Origin of the sequence: Izhakiella australiensis (assembly GCF_002006995.1) — a bacterium.
Classification (GTDB): Bacteria; Pseudomonadota; Gammaproteobacteria; order Enterobacterales; family Enterobacteriaceae; genus Izhakiella; species Izhakiella australiensis.
This window is the reverse complement of the sequence record NZ_MRUL01000015.1, coordinates 1-21223: the sequence shown is the minus strand read 5'-3', so window position 1 is coordinate 21223 and position 21223 is coordinate 1. Positions and strand designations below refer to the sequence as shown.

Annotated in this window: 12 protein-coding genes; 6 read left to right on the top strand and 6 right to left on the bottom strand. The window is 58.1% G+C overall.

All coding sequences use genetic code 11. The features are described from left to right. The first annotated feature begins 114 nt into the window (after positions 1 to 114). A complete protein-coding gene (mgtA, locus tag BTJ39_RS17865; protein WP_078004118.1) occupies positions 115 to 2778 on the top strand; it encodes a magnesium-translocating P-type ATPase in 2664 nt (887 codons plus the stop codon). 120 nt (positions 2779 to 2898) lie between these two features. On the opposite strand, the gene BTJ39_RS17860 is transcribed toward mgtA, so the two are convergent. Both BTJ39_RS17860 and BTJ39_RS17855 read right to left on the bottom strand, forming a co-directional pair. After that, positions 2899 to 3141, bottom strand: coding sequence for a DUF1158 family protein (locus BTJ39_RS17860; protein WP_078004046.1), 243 nt, complete (start codon positions 3139 to 3141; stop codon positions 2899 to 2901). Positions 3142 to 3202: 61 nt separating this feature from the next. Then, entirely contained in the window at positions 3203 to 4090 is an 888-nt protein-coding gene (locus BTJ39_RS17855) for a LysR family transcriptional regulator (RefSeq protein WP_198412956.1), read from the bottom strand. Between the two features lie 99 nt (positions 4091 to 4189). On the opposite strand from BTJ39_RS17855, the gene BTJ39_RS17850 reads away from it, so the two are divergent. The 5 genes from BTJ39_RS17850 (at position 4190) to BTJ39_RS17820 (ending at position 13540) form a co-directional block, all read left to right on the top strand. After that, on the top strand, positions 4190 to 4786 hold the full coding sequence (locus BTJ39_RS17850; RefSeq protein ID WP_078004045.1) for a short chain dehydrogenase: 597 nt from the start codon (positions 4190 to 4192) through the stop codon (positions 4784 to 4786). Positions 4787 to 6492: 1706 nt separating this feature from the next. Beyond that, on the top strand, positions 6493 to 7068 hold the full coding sequence (gene mntP / locus BTJ39_RS17835) for a manganese efflux pump MntP (RefSeq protein ID WP_078004042.1): 576 nt from the start codon (positions 6493 to 6495) through the stop codon (positions 7066 to 7068). Between the two features lie 336 nt (positions 7069 to 7404). Beyond that, on the top strand, positions 7405 to 9636 hold the full coding sequence (nfrB, locus tag BTJ39_RS17830; RefSeq protein ID WP_078004041.1) for a cyclic di-3',5'-guanylate-activated glycosyltransferase NfrB: 2232 nt from the start codon (positions 7405 to 7407) through the stop codon (positions 9634 to 9636). After that, positions 9633 to 12647, top strand: coding sequence for a phage receptor (locus tag BTJ39_RS17825; protein ID WP_078004040.1), 3015 nt, complete (start codon positions 9633 to 9635; stop codon positions 12645 to 12647). Before nfrB ends, BTJ39_RS17825 begins: the two co-directional genes overlap by 4 nt. Continuing rightward, complete coding sequence (locus BTJ39_RS17820; RefSeq protein ID WP_078004039.1) at positions 12647 to 13540, top strand: DUF4434 family protein; 894 nt, start codon at positions 12647 to 12649, stop codon at positions 13538 to 13540. Before BTJ39_RS17825 ends, BTJ39_RS17820 begins: the two co-directional genes overlap by 1 nt. Before the next feature lie 6 nt (positions 13541 to 13546). Here the strand turns inward: BTJ39_RS17820 and bcsD are convergent, their stop codons facing one another. From bcsD to BTJ39_RS17800, 4 genes are all read right to left on the bottom strand, one after another. Continuing rightward, entirely contained in the window at positions 13547 to 14014 is a 468-nt protein-coding gene (bcsD, locus tag BTJ39_RS17815; protein ID WP_078004038.1) for a cellulose biosynthesis protein BcsD, read from the bottom strand. A gap of 1 nt (position 14015) precedes the next feature. Continuing rightward, complete coding sequence (locus BTJ39_RS17810; protein WP_096777762.1) at positions 14016 to 17822, bottom strand: cellulose biosynthesis protein BcsC; 3807 nt, start codon at positions 17820 to 17822, stop codon at positions 14016 to 14018. Then, positions 17815 to 20334, bottom strand: coding sequence for a cellulose biosynthesis cyclic di-GMP-binding regulatory protein BcsB (gene bcsB, locus BTJ39_RS17805; protein WP_078004037.1), 2520 nt, complete (start codon positions 20332 to 20334; stop codon positions 17815 to 17817). The genes BTJ39_RS17810 and bcsB overlap by 8 nt, the downstream gene beginning before the upstream one ends. Beyond that, positions 20334 to 21223: PilZ domain-containing protein (locus BTJ39_RS17800; RefSeq protein ID WP_176110369.1), on the bottom strand; the 890-nt coding region annotated here is incomplete at its 5' end. The genes BTJ39_RS17800 and bcsB, both read right to left, overlap by 1 nt.

Here is a 21223-nt window from a genome sequence, read left to right as displayed (position 1 = left end):
GGGAATAGTTAATTTTCTGATTTCCTGAATTAAACCTCGACTACCTTCCCCATCTCAGCTTTGTCAGGGGCACAAGCCTGATGAATTGATCGTAATTATGTGATGGGCGACAACATGAAAAACCCAAATAAAACTTTCGCACAGCTGTTTGCCGTCAGCCTGCAGGCCCAACAAACGCAAACAGGCTCTTTTAATCAACTACGCTGCTGTCATAAGGGACTCACGCGTGACGAAGCGCTAAATCGGCTGGATGAATACGGCCCCAATCATGTTGCCAGCGAGAAAGCGCCTCATGCCCTGATTCAGCTGACCAACGCCTTCAAAAATCCGTTTATTGCCCTGCTGACCTTACTGGCAACCATCAGCTTTGTGATCGATTTCTGGCTGCCTTACATCAAAGGAGAAGCCACCAGCCTGAGCGGCGTCATTATCATGATGACCATGGTTATCCTGAGCGCGCTGCTGCGTTTCATCCAGGAATACCGCACCAATAAAGCGGCAGCCGCGCTGAAATCGCTGGTTCGTACCACCACCACGGTGGTGCGTCGCGGCACCCCGGACGGCGAGTCAGCAAAAATGATCATCCCGCTGGAGGAGGTTGTTCCCGGGGATATCGTCTGGCTTTCCGCCGGTGATATGGTGCCGGGCGATGTTCGCCTGCTGGAAAGCCGCGACCTGTTTGTCAGTCAGACGACGCTGAGCGGCGAGGCGCTGCCTGTGGAGAAGTTCGCCACACCCGGTGCGTTGCCGAATCCCTGTGATGAACACACTCTGCCTGAGCTGTCCGGCTTTTGCCTGATGGGCACCAGCGTTGCCAGCGGTACCGCCACCGGTCTGGTGGTCGCCACCGGCGCCGATACCTGGTATGGCAATCTTGCCAGCTCGCTACTGGGCGATCGGCCGCAGACCGCCTTCGATCGCGGCGTCAACAGCGTCAGCAAGCTGCTCATCCGCTTTATGCTGGTGATGGTGCCTGTTGTATTATTTATCAATGGCTTTACTCGCAGCGACTGGGGGGAAACGCTGATGTTCGCCCTGGCGGTCGCCGTCGGCCTGACGCCGGAAATGCTGCCGATGATCGTCAGCGCGAATCTGGCAAAAGGCGCCATCGCCATGGCTCGCCGTAAAGTGGTGGTAAAGCATTTAAACGCTATCCAGAACTTTGGCGCAATGGACGTCCTCTGCACGGATAAAACGGGCACCCTGACGCAGGACAACATCATTCTTGCCCATCATCTGAATATCGCCGGCAAAGCTGATGACTCCGTCTTGCAGCTGGCGTGGCTCAATAGTCATCACCAGAGCGGCGTCAGGAATCTGATCGACCGAGCCATCCTGCGCTTCAGCGAAGGCAAAGCGGAAATATCGGCCATGCGTCACTACCGCAAAGTAGATGAGCTGCCCTTCGACTTTGAGCGCCGCCGCCTGTCGATCGTCGTCGCCGACCAGCAGCAAAATCAGCGTCTGATTTGCAAAGGCGCGGTAGAGGAAATGCTTGCGGTTGCCAGCCACATTCGCGAAGGCCACCGGGCGCTGCCGCTGGATGCGGCGACCATTACCATGATCCAGCAGCAGGTTCAGGAATGGAGCAAGCGCGGTTACCGCGTACTTTTGATTGCCGAACGCGATCTGACCGATCGGCCGATCGACGCACCGCTGACAAAAGAAGATGAACGCGATCTGGTGATTGCCGGCCTGCTGACCTTTCTGGATCCGCCGAAAGAGAGCGCGGCCAGCGCCCTGAGAGCACTGCGTGAACACGGCGTGGCCGTAAAAGTGCTAACCGGCGACAGCGTTGCGGTATCCAGCAAAATCTGCCGCGATGTGGGCCTGGAACCCGGCGAAGCGCTATGCGGCAGCGCGATAGACCATATGAGCGATCATGCGCTGGCCTGCGAAGTGGAACAGCGTAATCTGTTTTGCCGCCTGACCCCGCAGCAGAAATCCCGGGTACTGCAAGCGCTGCAATACAATCAACATACCGTTGGATTTCTTGGCGACGGCATTAACGATGCGCCGGCATTACGCTGTGCGGATATCGGTATTTCAGTGGATAGCGCCACCGATATTGCCAAAGAATCTGCCGATATAATTTTGCTGGAAAAAAGCCTGATGGTGCTGGAAGAAGGCGTGCTCAAAGGGCGCGAAACCTTCGGCAATATCATCAAATATCTGAATATGACCGCCAGCTCTAACTTCGGCAACGTGTTCTCGGTATTAGTCGCCAGCGCTTTCCTGCCCTTTTTGCCCATGCTGGCGATTCAGCTATTGATCCAAAACCTGCTTTACGACATCTCACAGCTCACGCTGCCCTGGGACAAAATGGACCGCGCATTTTTACGTCGCCCGCGTAAATGGGATGCCAGCAATATCCGCCGTTTTATGCTGTTTATGGGACCGACTTCGTCCATTTTTGATATCGCAACCTGGCTGGTGCTGTGGTTCGTCTTTGCCGCCAACTCGCCGGATCATCAGGCGCTATTCCAGTCGGGCTGGTTTGTTGAAGGACTGCTATCGCAAACGCTGGTGGTACACATGCTGCGCACCCGCCGTATTCCGTTTATCCAGAGCTGCGCCGCATGGCCAGTCATGCTGATGACCGGACTGATTATGCTAGTCGGCATCACCATACCCTTTTTACCGCTCAGCCATGCGTTAGGCATGACGCCTCTGCCGCTGAGCTATTTCCCCTGGCTGGTGACTATCCTCGCAGCCTATTGCCTGGTCGCCCAGGGGGCGAAAACGCTTTATATCCGTTTATTTGGCCAGTGGTTTTAAGGGGGAACTATGCAAAACTTTGATATCTACGCGCTGATCGTTTTATTTATGATCGGATTGGTTATTCTCAGCAGCGGTCTGAGCATGATCCTGTCATAGCAAGGCGCCCGCAAGGGCGCCTCAGACGCGGAGAAAACGGCGCCAGATAAAGCGAATGAGAAAATATTCAGCGGCGCCCAGTAGCAAAAACCAAAGGCAAAACACCAGCGTATAAAGCTGGTTAATATCGTTGAGATGAAACCAGGTAACCAGCTGACGCGTCAGCTGCAAGCCAAACTGCGGCGCGGGCAGCAGCAGCGCTGAAAGCATGCCCAACAGCAGCGTCGACATCGGCATCAGAAACAGTTCAAAAGGCGTTTTCATAACGTTCACTAAATGGCATACGAATGTCTATTCTCCGGTAATTTTCCCGTCGAAACAATCTTCAGCGCGCCAGCACGAGCGGCATCTCGCGCCGCAGCCAGTCAATGATGCTGGCGTGCGTTGCCGATGTCTGACGCCCGGGATGAAACAGCAAATGCACCGGGCGGGCATCTGGCAACCAGTCGGTAAGCACCGGCAGCAGGCGACCGGCGGCCAGGTCCTCGGCAACCAGCACGCGCGGCTGTAGCAACAGACCCGCTCCGGCCAGCGCCGCCTGACGCAGGCTTTGACCATCATTACAGCTAAAGGTACTCTGCAACGGCCAGAAGGTTTCCCCCAGCTGCCAACCGTTGCGCTTATTCCAGTGCATATTCCCAAGACAGCGATGCTCGCTCAGCGCCTGGGGCGATTCGGGCATACCGGCGCGCGCCAGATAGTCAGACGAGGCGCAAACCACCATCTGATAGCCTCCCAGCGCCAGCGCTACCAGCGGCAGATCAGACGCCAGCGTGCCGATGCGTAGCGCAAAGTCAAAGCCATCCTCCAGCAGATCAACAAAACCGTCATCCAGCACCAGCTCAATACGCACCTCGGGCCAGGCAAGCTGATAGCGCGCCAGCATCGGCGCCAGAACGCTGCTACCCAAGTTTTCCGCCGCGCTAATCCGTAGCGTACCAGAGGGAAACCGGCGTAAACTTTCCACCTGGCTATCAGCCCAGCGTAACTGAGACAGCGCCTCGCGGCTGTTTTGATAATAAGTCTGACCCGCCGCCGTCAAATGCTGCCGCCGGGTGTTACGCTCAATTAAACGCATACCGAGCGCGTCCTCCAGCTGGCGTACGTGCTTGCCAACCATAACGGCGCTGATATCCAGCCGTCGGGCGGCCTCGCTAAAACTACCGCACTCCACGGCGGCGATAAAAGCCTCAATGCTGCGCAGTTTATCCATAATTACAAACTCTGAGTTTGGAGTGATTTAAATTATTGCCCCTTTATCGCCCAATTATATTCCGTAATTATGCAATATCGATAACTGAAGGAGCTCATAATGAAAATTTTAGTGATCGGCGCCAGCGGTACCGTGGGTAAAGGCATTGTGGAAAATCTGCGCCCCAATCATGAGGTAATACGCGTTGGCCGCCAGAGCGGAGACCTGCAAGTTGACCTGACCAATGACGACAGCATTCAGCAGCTGTTTAGTCGCAGCGGTAACGTTGATGCCATCGTTGCCGCCACCGGCAGCGTCCACTTCGCGCCGCTGGGCGAGATGAAAACTGACGAGTTTGCCATTGGCCTGCAAGATAAACTGATGGGCCAGGTGCGGCTGGTAATGATTGGCAAAGATTACCTTAATCCCGGCGGCTCCTTTACCCTCACCAGCGGCATCCTGGCGCAGCACGCCATTCGCGGCGGCGTCAGCGCCATGGCGGTCAATCGCGCGCTGGAGGGCTTCGTCCAGTCAGCGGCGTTTGAGCTGGCGGGTTTACGTATTAATGCCGTCAGCCCCACGGTGCTGACTGAAGCGCTTGAGAGCTACGGTCCCTTTTTCCCAGGGTTCGAGAGCGCGACGGCAGCCCGGGTGGCGCTGGCCTATCGTCGCAGCATTGAAGGTATTGAAACCGGTCAGGTGTTTCGCGTCTGGTGATGGGGAGTTATTTCACCTACGGGGGGAGGTCCGTTCGCCCTGCCAGGCGGGTGGCTGATTTTTCCACCTCAGGTGGGTTGTCCTATTTACCTGCGATGGGTTGTTCCGTTCGCCTGCCAGGCAGGTGGTTTATTTGCCCGCCGCTGCGGGCGACCGGCAAGGGGCCATCAAACGTCATGGCCCCTTGACCCCAGACTTCCGGCAGTTTCTGCGTGGCTGCGCCATTCCCTCGCTGCTTCAGCCCGCCGTACGGGCCGTTCGCGATGCGTTCCCGACGCAGCGCTTACTTTCGCCGCATCCCTGCAGCTCACCCTGGCGGGCTTCATTCGCTCGGCGCAGAAAAGCCTGTTGGCGCAGGGTTGCTAAAACGGCATCCGTTTTTTATTAATGAAGGCATTGGGAGCCGATCTGTAGCAAACGGTATCTGTTTTAATCGATAACGACGTTGGGGTACAGGTTTGCAGGAAACGGCATCCGTTTTTTATTAAAAAGCAGAAACCAGGTTGCTGGTGTTTAACCCGGCACAGAACTGCTTTTCGTTTTTTACTGAAAGCGATGAAGAAGCTTACGGGGGAGGAGAAGGCCCGGCTGATTTCAGCAGGCTCGCGGCCAGGGATGGCCGTGCGCCAGGCCACACGGATGTGCTTGTGCCGGTGCGGAAAGCAGCCGGGCCTTCTGCGACCGGGGTGCCGGATTTGCAGCAATGAGGATATGCCTTTCGTCCGGGCGGTGGGAGGTGTATTTCACCAACGGTGGAGTATTCCCTTCGCCTGCCGGGCCGGCGGATTATTTGCCCGCCGCTGCGGGCGACCGGCAAGGGGCCATCAAACGTCATGGCCCCTTGACCCCAGACTTCCGGCAGTTTCTGCGTGGCTGCGCCCTTCCCTCGCTGCTTCAGCCCGCCGTACGGGCCGTTCGCGATGCGTTCCCGACGCAGCGCTTACTTTCGCCGCATCCCTGCAGCTCACCCTGGCGGGCTTCATTCGCTCGGCGCAGAAAAGCCTGTTGGCGCAGGGTTGCTAAAACGGCATCCGTTTTTTATTAATGAAGGCATTGGGAGCCGATCTGTAGCAAACGGTATCTGTTTTAATCGATAACGACGTTGGGGTACAGGTTTGCAGGAAACGGCATCCGTTTTTTATTAAAAAGCAGAAACCAGGTTGCTGGTGTTTAACCCGGCACAGAACTGCTTTTCGTTTTTTACTGAAAGCGATGAAGAAGCTTACGGGGGAGGAGAAGGCCCGGCTGATTTCAGCAGGCTCGCGGCCAGGGATGGCCGTGCGCCAGGCCACACGGATGTGCTTGTGCCGGTGCGGAAAGCAGCCGGACCTTCTGCGACCGGGGTGCCGGGCTTGCAGCAATAAGGACATGCCTTTCGTCCGGGCGGTATAACCCCCCGCTAAGATAAATTTTTCTATTAATTTTTTCCGGCTGAAATCGTCACCCAGGAAAATATTGCACAGGCTATACCTGTGCTAACCAGGTCATTCTTTTATAGTTTTCATCATCAGCTTCCCCTCAGAATTAGCATCCGTTAAAAAGTATAGCCAATGCTATATTTAAAACCCTGATTTTATTGTCTTTTTTTTCCAAAATTAGCGTGCTAGGATTCACTCCACTTAGCCTTAATCGGCTTATTTTTTTCAGGATAAGATCTATTTTTATATGCTGGAGGTGGTTTGCACGCTCTGGCTGGTATAAATAACATGAACCTTTATGCGACTATTATTCTGGCCCTTGGCATGTCAATGGACGCCTTTGCTGCAGCGCTTGGTAAAGGCGCTACCCTGCATCGCCCGGGTTGGAAAGAAGCTGTTCGCACCGGCCTGATCTTCGGCGTGATCGAAGCGCTGACGCCGCTAATTGGTTGGAGCATCGGTATCGTCGCCAGCCAGTACGTGATGGCTTGGGATCACTGGGTGGCATTTTTCCTGTTATTTATTCTCGGCGGCCGCATGGTTCTGGAAGGGTTGCGTAAGAAAAACGCCGATGAGCCGCTGGAAATACCGCAGCGCCACGGTTTTTTACTGCTGGCGACCACCGCGCTGGCTACCAGCCTGGACGCGCTGGCCGTTGGCGTTGGCCTGGCTTTTTTGCAGGTAAACATCGTCACCACCGCGCTGGCTATCGGTACCGCAACCACCATTATGGCAGCAACAGGCATACTGCTTGGCCGCTTTCTTGGCCCGGTAATGGGCAAATGGGCGGAAATAGTCGGCGGCCTGGTGCTGATCGGTATCGGCGGATCCATTCTGCTTGAACACCTTAACTCGCTGGCCTGAATACGCCGACTGAAGATCCCGCGGTCAGCCCGCGCCCGCCCTCTCCTTCACCGCCGTTCGCCAACGGCGATTTCATCGCAATATTTATAATAATTACGCGCAGAGTGCTTTTTTTTTGTGCGGCTAAAATGTAAACTTACTTCAGTTTCTGTTTAAAAGTATGAAGCCAACCCTCTCAAAGCCTCCCTCCCCCGGGACAGATGTAATCGAATAATTAAATCCGGGGCGACCGCAATGCGTCGGTATAGCGAAAAGATGTTTAAGCTATATAAGGATGCCCTCCTGAAAGCCGATAACACCAGATAACAACCAAAATAACGGTAAGCAACTAACACGATGAATGGGTTTGTGGACGTTTTTGCAACATACCTTTATGGCTTAAAAGCGGTCGCCATTACTCTCGCTATTATGATGTTAATTAGCGGCTTAGATGATCTATTTATTGATATAATTTACTGGTCGCGCCGCATCGTGCGCACATTGACCATTTACCGACGTCACCGCCCTATGGACTATCGCGTCCTCTATGAGCCGGATGAAAAGCCGCTGGCGATTATGGTGCCGGCCTGGAATGAAACGGGCGTTATCGGCAATATGGCCGAGCTGGCTGCCATGACGCTGGATTACGAAAACTACCACATTTTCGTCGGTACTTACCCAAACGATCCCGATACCCAGCGCGATGTGGATGAGGTCTGCGCCCGCTTCCCTAACGTCCATAAGGTGGTGTGCGCACGCCCCGGCCCCACCAGTAAAGCGGACTGCCTGAATAATATTCTCGACGCCATTACCCAGTTCGAGCAGAGCGCTAATTTCACTTTTTCCGGCTTTATTCTGCATGACGCCGAAGACGTTATCTCGCCGATGGAGCTGCGCTTGTTCAACTATCTGGTCGATCGCAAAGATCTTATCCAGATACCGGTTTATCCCTTCGAGCGTAAATGGTCGCACTTTACCAGCATGACCTATATTGACGAATTCGCTGAGCTGCACGGCAAAGACGTGCCGGTGCGTGAAGCGCTTGCCGGCCAGGTTCCCAGCGCCGGCGTGGGCACCTGTTTCAGTCGGCGCGCGGTGATGGCACTGCTGGCGGACGGCGACGGCATCGCCTTTGACGTGCAAAGTCTTACCGAAGATTACGATATTGGCTTTCGCCTGAAAGCCAAAGGCATGACGGAAATTTTTGTGCGCTTTCCGGTGGTCGATGAAGCCGCGCAGGCAAAGCGCGCCCGCTTTTTGCAGAGCGCCCGCTCGTCGTCGATCATTTGCGTGCGCGAATATTTTCCTGACACTTTCACCACCGCCATGCGCCAGAAATCGCGCTGGATAATTGGCATCGTTTTTCAGGGATTCAAAACCCACCGCTGGGCGAAAAGCCCGATGCTTAATTATTTTCTCTGGCGCGACCGCAAAGGGGCCATCAGCAATTTTCTCAGCTTTATTGCCATGATCATCATGTTGCAGCTGGTTATGCTGCTGATTTATCAACGCCTTTGGCCCAATGCATGGCAGTTCCTTTCTATTTTCAGCGGCAGCAGCTGGCTGGTTACCCTGCTGTGGGTAAACTTTGGCCTGATGAGCAACCGCATCCTGCAGCGGGTTATTTTTGTGACGGTTTATTATGGTCTCGCTCAAGGGCTGCTTTCTATTGTGCGTTTGTTCTGGGGCAACCTGATCAACTTTATGGCTAACTGGCGCGCGCTGCGTCAGGTTATTCAGCATGGCGACCCGCGGCGCGTTGCCTGGGATAAAACGACCCATGATTTTCCCAGCGTCAGCGGAGAAAACCGCGCCCAGAGGCCGCTGGGTCAGATTCTCATCGACCATCAGGCAATCACCCCCGAACAGTTCGAGCAGGCGCTGGCCAATCGCGTGCTGGGCATGCGCCTTGGCGGTTCGCTGCTGATGCAGGGGCTGATCAGCGCCGGGCAGCTTGCTATCGCGCTTGCCGATCAAAACGGCGTTAACGTCGATTCGCTGGACGCCTGGGAAATTGACAGCGCGCTGATCGACCTGATGCCCGCCACCATCGCCCTGCGCTATGCCGTACTGCCGCTGCGCGTTGAAAACAACGTCATGACGGTCGCCAGCGAAGCGGGAATCGATCCCATCTCGCTGGCCGCCCTTGAGCGTAAAATGGCGCTGCGCATTAATTACGTCATCGTACCGCGCGGTCAGGTGGTTACCGGACTGCGCTACTGGTATGCCCGTCGTCGCGGTCAGGACGAGCGCGCGCTGCTGAAATCGGCGGTTGCCAAAGGGTGGCTGACGCCGCTCAAAGCGGAAGAGCTCTGGCAGCAATTTGTGCCACGCCAACTGCTGTTCGCCGAGGTGTTAACCTCACTCGGCCACATTAATAACTCGGCCATGAGCGCGCTGCTGTTGCGCCACGAACGCAGCGAAATGCCACTTGGCGAATTTTTAGTCTCAGAAGGCGTGGTCACTCAGGAAACCCTTGAGCAGGTTCTGCGGCTTCAGCAACAGTTCCAGCTCTCGATGCCAACGCTGTTGCAGCGCGCAGGCATCACTGACAGCCAGCTGAATGAGCTGGCTCAGGCGTCGTCATGAAAAGAAAAAATTCAGCGCGACTGTGCGCCATGTTGACGCTTTCCCTGCTCAGCGCCAGCGCGCTAGCCGAAAGCAATGACACCGGCACCAGCGCAGAGGAGCTTGGCCTCAGCGACTACCGCTACTTCATGATTTATCCTCATCTGGAGCGCGCATTCCGCGCGCAAAAAGAAAATGACGAAACTACGGCGATCGCGGAGTTTCGCCATGTCCTCCAGCAAGCACCAGATAATGTTCCGCTGACCCAGCATCTGGCGGAGGCCTACCGGCATTTTGGCCATAACAAGCAGGCGCGTCAGTTACTGAAAGATCAGCTCAAGCGTCATCCCGGCGATAAACGTCTACAGCAGCAGCTGGAAGCTATCCCTTATCAAGCCGAACCGATGGCGACGGTGGAACAATTGCGTCTGGCGCAAAAGCTGTGCAACGCCGAGCCGACGTCGCGCTGTCGCAGCGATATCGGACAAAGCGCATTAACCTTAAAGCAGCTGACAATAGCGAAAGCACAGCTTGACGACGGCGCGTTTGCCGCATCGCCGCAGGGTCAGCAGTTGGAAAATAACCTGCTGCAACGCGCTATCTATCTCAAAGTCTGGCAGATGGTCGATGAAATATTTACCCGTAAACAGCAGCAGCATCCGCTGAGCGAGGCAGAGAAAAAACAGTGGTTTAGCGCCCTGCTTAATGGCCAGCTTGATGACCATATACACACGCTGCAAGCGCAGGGCATTTTCAACAGCCCGCAGGATCAGCTGCAGTGGGCCAGCGCGCTGGCAACCCGTAATGAGCAAACCAAGCTGGAAAACTATCTGGCGGAGCATCAGCCGCGCTTTGACGACGAAGCGCAGGAGAAAAACTGGCTGTATTTGATTGCCCGCTACGGTAACGATCCGCTGCACCAGCTGGTGCAATTTGCCCCGCAGTTCGCCGCTAACCGCCGCTACGTGGCAAATGCGGTGCTGCCGTCAATGATAAAAAGCGGGGATTATGCCGCAGCGCAGCGCGTTCTGGACACATTGCCAGAAGATGAGATGCTAACCGAGCGCTATATGCTGAGCGTCGCCAGCCATAATACGGCACAAAGCCTGGCGCTGGCGCGCCGTATGTACCAGCGGGACAGGCAAAATATGCAGCTGCTGGACCAGTTAACCTGGCAGCTGACTGAAGCCGGCCAGTCGCGCGAGGCCAGCGAACTGCTGCTGCAACGCTACCCGCTCGACGCCTCTACGCCGCAGGCAGGGCGCCTGACGGCCCGCCTGTTCCAGCTGTTTCAGGCGCATCCTGAACAGCTTACGCCCGCGCTGCTAAACCGCCTCACTCAGCCGCTGCCTACGCCGGCACTGCGGCAATTACAAAGCCAGCTACCGGGCGTAGGCGATGACTGCCGCGTTGTTCGCCGCCTGCTGGGTGATATGTCTGACAGCTATGACGCCTACAGCTGGCGCCGTCTCGCCAGCTGCTATCGCGGCGATCTGCCGGGCGTGGCGCTTTTTGCTCTGCAGCAGGCGGAGAAACGCCAGCCGGATGCTTACCAGCGCCGCGCCGTCGCCTATCAGGCTTATGCCGTTGAAAACTATGCCAGCGCCATGCAGGGCTGGCGTTCTCTGGCACTGAGCGACATGAGCGACGCGGACCTGATCGCCGCAGCCAATACCGCGCAGGCCGCCGGCGACGCTTCAGCCCGCGACCGCTGGCTGGATGAAGCGCAAAAAAGGGGCAAGACTAACAGCGAGGCGTGGTGGTGGCTGCATGCGCAGCGCTATCTGCCGGCGCAGCCGAAGTTAGCGCTAGCAGACCTTACCCGCGCCATCGAGATTCAGCCGACGGTCAGAGCGCTGACCAGCCGGGCGGACCTGTACCGGCTGGCGCGCAACAAGCAGAATAACATCAGCGACCTACGTCAGGCGCTGGCCCTTGAACCGGGCAATGGTGCGACCCAGGCCGCGCTGGGATACGCCCTGTGGCGTAACGGCGACTACCTCGAGTCCCGGGCGATGCTGGAGCAGGCGCTGAAATCTACTCCCGACGATCCGCAGCTGCCGCGTCAGCTGATGTACGTCAACGAACGGCTCGACGACCGCAACCAAACTCAGCTGTATGCCCGTCAGCTAATCGATGAAACCAACGATGCCGCGCAGGTCACGCCGCTGACGCCGGCGCAGAACCAGGAGCTGTATAATATTCGCCGTCTGCATGAAAACATCGCCCGGCGCTGGACGTTCAGCATCGACAGCACGGTGGGCCTGCGTTCCGGCACCATGAGTTCAGCCAGCCCGCAATCCGGCGGCCCCACACCGGGCAAAAGTTATCGCAGCTATGGCCAGATGGAAGCCGAGTACCGGCTGGGCCGTAACATGCTGGTTAAGGGCGATACGCTGGCGGTTTACAGCCGCGTGTTTGGCGATACCGGCAGCAGCAAAGTGATGATGCCGGTAAAAAATCCGACTTCCGGCACCGGCATTCGCTGGAAACCGTTCTATAACTTCACCCTGTTTTTTGCCGTGGAACAGCAGTTCTCACTCGCTAATCACGCGAATACCAGCGATACCATGCTGCGCGCCAGCGCATCATTTCTGAACAACGGCAAATTCAGCGACGAATGGCATCCCAACGGCAGCGGCTGGCTGGCGCAGAATTTATATCTCGATGCGGCGCAATACGTACGGCGTGATATTCAGTCTGCTACGGCAGACTACCGCATCAGCTGGCATCAGAAGGTAGCACAGGGACAAACCCTGGAACCTTATGCCCATCTGCAAATTAACAGTGACTACAACGGGAAAAACCGCGATGACCGCCGCAGCAATGATGACTACATCAGCGATTCCATCCAGGTAAACCAGCTGGGTGGTATCGGCGTACGCTGGAATATCTGGACCGGCGAAACGCGCTATAATGCCTGGCCCCATAAGATCAGCCTTGGACTGGAATATCAGCGCACCTTCAGCACCATTAATCAGGCGCCCGGCGAGCGCAATAACGCCTTCTTTACCCTGGGAGTTCACTGGTAATGCTGAGAATGGTTTCACTTCTGCTTATGCTGGCGCTGATTAGCCCCGCCGCCAGCGCGATAACCGGCATGTTCTGGCAGCCGCAGCTGCGGGACGCAAACATCAGCGCGCCGCAGTGGGTGACGCTGATGTCCAGGCTGCGCCAGCAGGGCATCGACACCCTGGTGGTGCAATGGACGCAATACGGCCCAGCCTTTAGTGATGAAAGCGGCAGCAAACTGCTCCTTCAGCGCATCAACGCCGCCCGCGACGCGGGGCTGAAGGTGATTGTCGGCCTGCATGCCGATCCTGAATTTTTTAGCCGCCAGAAGCAGACCGGCGCCGCGCTGACGCACTATCTGGCGCGCCTGCGGATTGCCGATATTCTGCAGGCAAAAAGAGAGATGAATCAGCGGGGCTTTCAGCCGCAAGGCTGGTATATCAGCGCGGAGATAGACGATCTCAACTGGCGCGGCCCGCAGGCTAGAACACAGCTGTTACGCTGGCTGAGCGAAACGCGCAGCCAGCTGAAGGCGGTCGATAACCAACCGGTATATATCAGCAGCTTTTTTGCCGGGCATATGACGCCGGACGATTATCAGCAGATGGTGGCGCAAATTCGCCAGTCCGGCATCAACGTCTGGGTGCAGGATGGCCGCGGCGTCAACACGCTTAGCAGCAGCGAGTGCCAGCGCTATCTGGATGCGACCGCGCAATGCGCCGGGTCAACCCCTGCCAGCGGTATCGTTTATGAGATTTTTCACCAGATTGCCGGTAAAACCTTTCGCGGCGTTCCGCTGCCCGAAGAGGAAACCCGGGCGTTGATGGCGCAAAAATCCGCCTGCGACAAGGACCGACTCTACTTTGAGCTGCGCTACGCTCCGGCCGCGCAGGGAATTATGCAGTACGATTAAGCCAGGCTAGCGCTGATAGCGAAAGCGCAGCATATCTTCGCGTTCGCTTGCTTCCGGCGTAACGGCAATCAGCGGATCGCCGCCTTGTGCCTGCAACCAGCCAGCGTACAGCCCCTGTAATATTGCCGTTAACACGCTGCGCCAGCGCGCCGCAGCCATCTTGTCGTCGCCTGGCGGCAGCGCCAGGTGAGTGATAACCAGCGAAGCGCCTGCCGGCTGAATATCCACCGTTCCCCAACCAAAGCGCGCCAGCAGCCGGTTAATATCCTGCTCCAAATCGGCAACCGTGGTCGCGTTTGCCAGGGGATAACGCTGCGCCAGCTGGCCGCCCATCTGGCGCAAAAACGCCAGACTTTCCGCTTCGCTGGCATTGGCGAACATGCCTTCAACCACCACGCTGAACAAATCGAGCCAGCCGGGTTGATACTGTTGCTGGCGGTAATACGCCGCCGTCGCCGCCTCAAAGTCACTCATGTCAGTGGTCCCCAAAAAGATAGCGGAAATTAAGCCGCGCGGTGCTTTCGTTATAGTCGCCGAAGGTGTCATAGCCCAGCTGGCCGCCGATGCTGACGTTGCGGTTCACCTTATAGTCCGCACCGGCGTGAATGTTGTAGCCAATGCCATTTTTACTGTTGCCCGGATAATATGCTTCGTCGATATAGCCCGCGTTGTAATACCCCTCCAGCTGCGCCTGGCGCGCCGGATCGGTCGGGAAGTAAGCGCTGCGGTCCTGGGAATATGACTGGTAGCCCACCGAGCCGCCAATACGTAAATCCAGGTCGTGATAGCGCCGGCTGAAATCGACCGGCAGCGAAACGGAAACATAATTCTGCGGACTGAAATAGCCGCCCTGGCCATAGCTGAAGTAGCTCAGATTATGGGCAAAATCCATCCAGCCGATGCTGATTCCAGTTTTTATCTCACCGTCATCATCATGGTATGGCCGGACATAAATCCCCGCCGATGCGTTAAGGCTCTGGTTGCTTTGTACGTTGCTGCCAATGTAGCTGTAACCGCCGCCGCCGAGATAAAAACCGGCGTCGCCGTTGTCATAGCTCAGCATCGCGCTGCCGCCGTTCTTCGTTACCTGACCCCAGCGCTTGCCGGAAAGCTTATCCTCGACCCCGACATAGGAAAGCAAGCTGTCGGCCATCGCTCGCCGCTCGCCGGTCAGGATCAGCGTCAGATAATCCGTCAGCTTTGGCGACCACTGAATGCCGCCGACAAGGGTGCTAAGATCCTGACCAAGGGGCGTCGAGCCGAGATCGACTTTAAACTGGCTATTGCTAAGGCCAAGTCCGATCTCCACGCCGGACGCGTTTTGCGAACCTGCGGAATCAAGCTTCACCAGTCCGGGGGCAACGTTGTTCTGCTGGGCTATCTGACCACGCAGCAGCGATGCGGTACCGAAGCGCGTCATGCTGTCGCTGGAGGCGCTGCCCGCGCTGAGCGTCACCGGCGTCAGGCTGAAATCAAAGCGGGTATCGCCGAACGGCGCACTCGACCAGGTAAGGGGCGCCTTCGCCTCGGTGAGCTTGCTCAGCCCCGACTCGCCGTCGCGCCCGCGTACCTGAAATTCGCCCTGCACCCAGTTACCGGCCTCGTCTTGCAGGCTGTCCATCATATTGTCAATCTGATGCAACGTTCGACTTTGTGCGCCGCTGGCCGCATCGCCGCCATTCATCGCGGTTTGCCCAGCGCCGTCATCGCGCGGCGCCTGCTGCCAGGGCATCACCCCACCGTAGCTGGAGGCGCTGGCCGATGCGCTGTTATGACGATTACTGAAAGGATTATCGGCGAGGGCCAGACCGCCGATAACCGGCGCCTGACCGGACTGCACATTCTGCCACCCGACCGCCTTGCTGCGCGCGCTGCGCAGATAAGCCAGCGCCTGCTGCTTATCACCGGAAGCTTCAGCCACCTGAGCCAGCAACAGCAGGCGCTCCGGCGTTTGAGCGCCGCGCAGTCCGGCCGCCAGCTGCCGGGCTTTATCAACATCGTGGCGAGCCAGGGCGACGCTTATTGCCCCTTCACGCGCCGCCTGTTCGGGCGTGTCGCGCGTCATCAGGTAATCGTAAACCACCGCCGCTTCTTTATTCATTTTGCCGGACTGATAAAGGCGCGCCATCGCAAACATCAGATCGCGATTTTGCGGATCGTTTTGCAAAGCCGTGATCAGCTTATCGTAGGCGGCGGCGTACTGGCCCTGCTCGCGCAGGCTGTCAGCCTGGTTGATGATATAGCCATTGCGCAGGCCCGCCAGCTGCGTGGAGGTACTGCGCGCCTGCAGCGCCGGATCGCTGAGAAACCGCTGCGCCTCATCATTTAAACCGGCCTGATTGAGCACCGCCACCTGCGCGGCATAATCTCCGGCATTCCCCTGCACGCCGAGCTGCATATTACCGCGCGCTACCGCTACCGCGCCGCTGGTATCGCCAGCCCTGACCAACGCCTGGGCCAGACTGCCGGCATCAACCGGGTTCTTCGGCGGATTCACCGCCAGCGCCCGCAGAGTATTGAGCGCGGCGGCGTTGGAGCCTTGCGCCAGGTATTGCCGGGCTATCGCCATCTGCAAATTAAAGTTGACTCGCGTGGCCAGCGCCCGCTGCTCGGCGTTGCGGCTGGCGGCCGGAATGCGGTTTATCAGCGTCTGCGCCTGCTGCCATGCGCCGGTTTCACTGGCAAACAACGCGCCTGCCGTAAGCGCATCGCGCCCGGCGCCACGGCCCATGGTCGGTTCCATTATGCTGGCGGCCTGCTGAGAATCGCCCTGCTGTTGTAACAACCTTGCCAAATCCAGCCGCAGCCAGCCATCCTCCGGATAGCGCTGCACGCCCTGCTGCAATATGGCGATCGCCTGCTGAGTATTGCCAGCGCTGGCCGCCTGCTTCGCCTGGCGCCGAATCGGATCGCTGCTACTGCCGCGCGGCGCAACGCTGGCTTTGACGCTGGCCGGCAGCGAGGCCAGCAGCTGATTAGCTTCAGCGCTGCGATTTTGCTGGCGCAGTACGTAGAACAGCCCCTCTTTAGCATTGCGATTATCCGGGTCGCTCTGCAGTACGCTGCGGTACGTCTGCTCAGCGTCCTGCAGGCTACCGCTGCGGCGCTGCACGTCAGCGCGAAACAGCTTCACCGCCAGACCTTTCTCGCCGCCGGCATTGGTCAGCGGCTCGCTCAGACTGAGGGCGGTCGCGCTGTCACCCGCCTTCAGCGCCGCCTGCGCTTTGGCCAGCTGGGCATAAAAGCGGGCGTCATCCGCCTGCTGCTGCCGCTGGGCGCTGTTGTTGCCACCGAGCTTCGCGGCGCGGTCGAGGTACTCCGCCGCCTGCGCAAAATCGCCCTGCCGCTGTGCGATATAGCCCAGCCCGGCCAGTGCATCGGCATCCTGGGGATTAGCCTGTAGCGCCCGGTTAAAGGCGCTTTGCGCGCTGCTGACGTCGCCGCTATTCAGCGCGTTAAAACCACTGCTAATTGCCTGGCCGCCAACGTTCTTCTGGTAGTAGGACGACACTTCGCTATCCTGGGGATGGCGCTGCTGCCAGCGCTGATAGCGCTCCGCATCGCCGGGCTGAACCGCCAGCCACAGTAAGCCCTGGCGTAGCGCCCGGTCCGCATCGGCGTTGCCGTCGGCCATATTCTCCAGCAGCGTTAGCCCCTCGCGCCGGGTTGACGCCTGATAGGTGAGCGCTTTGCCCAGCGCCAGCTGAGCGCCGGTATCCTGCGGATGGGCGGCAGCAAACTGGCGCAGATTGTCGATTGCCTGCGGCAGCAGGTTTCGGTCACCGGCCATGGTCAGATAATACTCGGCCGCCACTGCCGCAGGCGGCTGTTCGCCGCTAAACAGATTGCGCCAGGTTTGCAGCGCCGCGCTGGTATTGCCGCTGCGCGCCTGCTGACGCGCCAGCGCCAGCTGCGTCTCGGGGATTTTTTGCCGTTCACGGCTGTATTCAAGTTCGCTTAACCGGCTATCCTGCGGTGATGCCTGCGCCAGGCGTTCGCGCCAGCGCCCGGCTTCCTGATTGTTACCCTGCTGCTGGGCCATCAGCGCCATCATATAAAGCGCATCGTGGTTATCCTTCTCTAGCATCAGTACCTTTTGCAGCGACTGGCGAGCCAGATCGTCATGGGCTTTCTGATGCCAGTAATTGGCCTGATCCAACAGCGCCTGAATTGCCGGATTATTCGCAGCGGTAGCCGACAGCGTGGTTAACAGCGAGCCGGTAATGATTAGCGCGCGATTAAGCTGCCGGGTACGCTGGTACAACCTCAGGGTTTTAATCATTTTTATTACCCTCACCATCATGCACGTGCTGCAGCCGATTACGGGCATGGCGACGCAGCATCACGAAGGTTCCCCCTCCGGCAATCATCGCCAACAACAACGCCACCAGCGCCAGCGTGACGCTGTGCTGGCTGGCATACCACACCACCATCATGTACCACGGCATCTGGCCGCTGGGGAATTGTGGGCCGACGCGAAAACTGCGCACGCCATTTTCATCGGTAATGATGGCGCTGTCGCCGCGCACGCCCGCGTTCAGCTTAGGCTGCCTGAGATCGCGGTTCAGTTTGAGCAGCTGCGTATCGTCGGTCGCCAGCGCCACCACCACCAGATGCTGGGCGCTCCACGGCGAGCGGTAGCTGACAAACCCGCGCCACTGCTCGTTGGAGGAGAGGTAACGATCGGCATCAAGCGGGTGGCGGTTCCAGTCGCCGCTCAGCCATGTCCGCGCTTTTTCCAGCGTGGATGGCGGCGAAACGCCCAGCGCGCGGCCATTATTATTCAGGCTAAAAGGCGAACCGTTCAGCATCTGGCGATTAAAGTCACCGCCGTCAAGGCTGGTGACCGCCAACAGGTCGTTGCTGCCGAGCTGCTCGCGCAGCGCCCCACCCTGCGGCACGCCAAAGACCACCGTGTTTCGCGTTAATGGGACGCCGGTGGCGCTACCCGCGCGCCCGGCCAGCGCCAGCAGCGTGCCGATCTGCGCATCGCTCGGCTTTTCCGGCAGCATCAAAAGCGTGCGGGACGCGTCCGCCAGCCGGGAAAAGGGAAACGAAGCGCCAACAAACCAGGAAAGATTTGGCAGCAGGCCAAAATGACGCGAACCGCTAAGGTCAAGGGAGGAATCCGGCTCAATCTGGCTGCGGATATTATTATTGGTCAGCACGCTGCACGGGGCGCTGGCCTTAGGCTTAATGTTGAAATAGAACTGCAACTGGTTGTCACCGTATATCAGGTAAGGATCCAGCTGCATGGCGTAACGCTCCTGACGCGCATCGCCGCCCAGCCTGCGCCAGAGCGTCTCCAGAATACCTTGCTTATTCACCGTCAGGTTGCGCAGAAAAGTGCCGTTCAGCGACACGCTAAGAAACGAGTTCGATTCATCAATCCAGTTTTCACTGGGGAAACGATAGTGAATATTCAGCGGGAAGGTTTCGCCGTCCCACAGGAACAGATCCGGCGCGGCGCGGAAAGATAACTGCTGCGCATCATGGGACATACCGCTGCTAGTCAGCGATTGGTCGCTGCGCAGCAGCTCAGACAGCTTTACCGGCCGCTGGGTATTGATCCAGCGCGGCGCATCGTAAGGCTTATGTTCGGCCACCGTCTGCGGCGTGACGTCCATTGCGTCACCTTCCACGTTCAACGGGCCGCTGATAAGACGCCATGCCGCCTGACGCAGTTGCTGATCGTTGTTGCCGACCACCAGCAGCAGCTTACCGACAGGATTAACCGGATTATTCAGCAGCTTAATCAGCGGCTGCTGCGTCTGCGGCAGCACGATGCCAGCAATATTTTCACCGGGATGGCCAAATATCACCGCATTGCCATCGGGCAAACTATTACGGCTCACCGGAAAACGAATGCCGCGATAATCGGTCTGTATGCCGAGCCAGGAAGCCAGCACCGCCGCCGCACTCACCTCACCCGGCGTGGGCGTCGCGCTGAAAACCATCGGCACCTGCGCAGGGGTCATGCGCAGCGGATCGATAAAGGGACGCGGGAAGTTTTGCAGGCTGTTGGCAATATTAAGCTGTTGACCTTCCAGCGATAGCCGGCTGGTGGGCAGAATCGTTACCCGGTATTTATTATCAGCGTCGCGCTCACACTGCAGGCCGCCGTTATCGTTCACCTTAAAGCTAAGGTTATTTTTTGATACCACCATCGCCGCCGGTATATCAAGCTGATAATCAGCGGTATCGCTGTCGGAGGCGTTAAGCGGCAGCGTGCCGAGCGGCTGGCCGTTAAGCATCAGCTGCAAAGACCCGTTGCGGGCCGCCAGCGCGGGGGAAATCTTCAATGACAGCGCCAGGCTGGCATGCGTCACCACCTGGTCGGACGGCAGGGTAAAACTCATTCCAGCCTGCAGCTGGCCGCTGCCAAGCGCAATGCCTTCCGGCTGCCCCATCTGCGCTACGCTAATCGCGCCGGAGAACGGCAGATTAAAAAGCTCGCCAGCACGTTGCGTCGACGAATCGTTCGGCGTCGCAACCGGCGGCAACGGCGGCAGGCCGCCAGCCGTTGACGGCGCTTCAGCCTGCGGCGTCTCGCCGCCCGCCTGTGCTGTTGCCGCGCTGCCGATATCATTCTGCCCCGCTGCGGGCGCTGGCGCTAACGGTGCCATCGGCGTTCGCCCCGTCGCACCCGCCGCCGGCATAGTTGGGTGTTGACCCGTCCCGGGCGGCGGCGGCAGCGCTGAAAGCGCCGAGCTGTCCTGGGTAACGCGCCCGGTTTCGCCTTTCACGGTCGCAGCCAGCAGCAAGGCGCCAAACAGCAGAAAGCGTTTGCTCATCAGACTTCATCCCCGCGCGGCTGTACCTTCTGTCGTTTTTGCTCGCTGCGCCAGTCTTTAAAACTCAGCCAGAACAGCGCAAATACCGTGCGGATGATGGTCAGCAGCGAATGCAGCGGCCGGTCCTGCGGCGCCGGCGGACGCACCCAGGCGTCGGCGCGCGCCAGCACCACCCGCACCAGCTCGCGCCGCCGCGCCAGCGGGATCTCATCAAACTGCAGGCGGATAGCCTTCTCGTCGGCGCGGATCAGGCTGACCGCAATGTTGATCGCCCCCGATCGCAGCATCAGGTCGACCGCTTCGATCGGATCGCTTTCATGGCGGTTATCCGGCACCTCGACCTGCACACCGCCCATCGACAGATTAATGGTCTGGCTGCGCGAAGAAATGCCGCTGGCATAGTGCAGGATCACCGGTACCGCTACGTCAATGCGGATCGACTTGCGCGTCTGGCGGGTTTCCCGCGCCACGGCGATGGCCGCCAGCAGGATAATCAGGCCGAAGGTCGCCCAGGCCACGTTCAGCGCGATAACATAAGGGTCAACCGCAAACCAGGTATGGGCCACCGCGCGCACGATGCCGTAAATAATGCCAGCCACCAGCAGCAGCGCGCAGATCAGGTGCGGACGCACAATATTGAAATCAAAAAAGCCGGTATCCAGCAGGCCGCCCTTGTCGGTGACGTTGAACTTGCCGTGTTTCGGCGAAATCAGCGTCAGCATCGTCGGGATCACCAGGTGGAATGCCATCACCGTTTCATAGATTTCACCCCAGAAGGTGTAGCGAAAGCGGCCGTTCATGCGCGAGTTGACGTACAGCGACATCACCAGATGCGGCAGCACGTAGGCAAAGATCAAACTGGCGGAAGAGTGGATGATGTTCAGATTGA

Bases quoted from the DNA above. Each gene is read 5' to 3' on its own strand.
- mgtA (WP_078004118.1), top strand. From the start codon at position 115: ATGAAAAACCCAAATAAAACTTTCGCACAGCTGTTTGCCGTCAGCCTG.
- BTJ39_RS17860 (WP_078004046.1), bottom strand. From the start codon at position 3,141: ATGAAAACGCCTTTTGAACTGTTTCTGATGCCGATGTCGACGCTGCTG.
- BTJ39_RS17855 (WP_198412956.1), bottom strand. From the start codon at position 4,090: ATGGATAAACTGCGCAGCATTGAGGCTTTTATCGCCGCCGTGGAGTGC.
- BTJ39_RS17850 (WP_078004045.1), top strand. From the start codon at position 4,190: ATGAAAATTTTAGTGATCGGCGCCAGCGGTACCGTGGGTAAAGGCATT.
- mntP (WP_078004042.1), top strand. From the start codon at position 6,493: ATGAACCTTTATGCGACTATTATTCTGGCCCTTGGCATGTCAATGGAC.
- nfrB (WP_078004041.1), top strand. From the start codon at position 7,405: ATGAATGGGTTTGTGGACGTTTTTGCAACATACCTTTATGGCTTAAAA.
- BTJ39_RS17825 (WP_078004040.1), top strand. From the start codon at position 9,633: ATGAAAAGAAAAAATTCAGCGCGACTGTGCGCCATGTTGACGCTTTCC.
- BTJ39_RS17820 (WP_078004039.1), top strand. From the start codon at position 12,647: ATGCTGAGAATGGTTTCACTTCTGCTTATGCTGGCGCTGATTAGCCCC.
- bcsD (WP_078004038.1), bottom strand. From the start codon at position 14,014: ATGAGTGACTTTGAGGCGGCGACGGCGGCGTATTACCGCCAGCAACAG.
- BTJ39_RS17810 (WP_096777762.1), bottom strand. From the start codon at position 17,822: ATGATTAAAACCCTGAGGTTGTACCAGCGTACCCGGCAGCTTAATCGC.
- bcsB (WP_078004037.1), bottom strand. From the start codon at position 20,334: ATGAGCAAACGCTTTCTGCTGTTTGGCGCCTTGCTGCTGGCTGCGACC.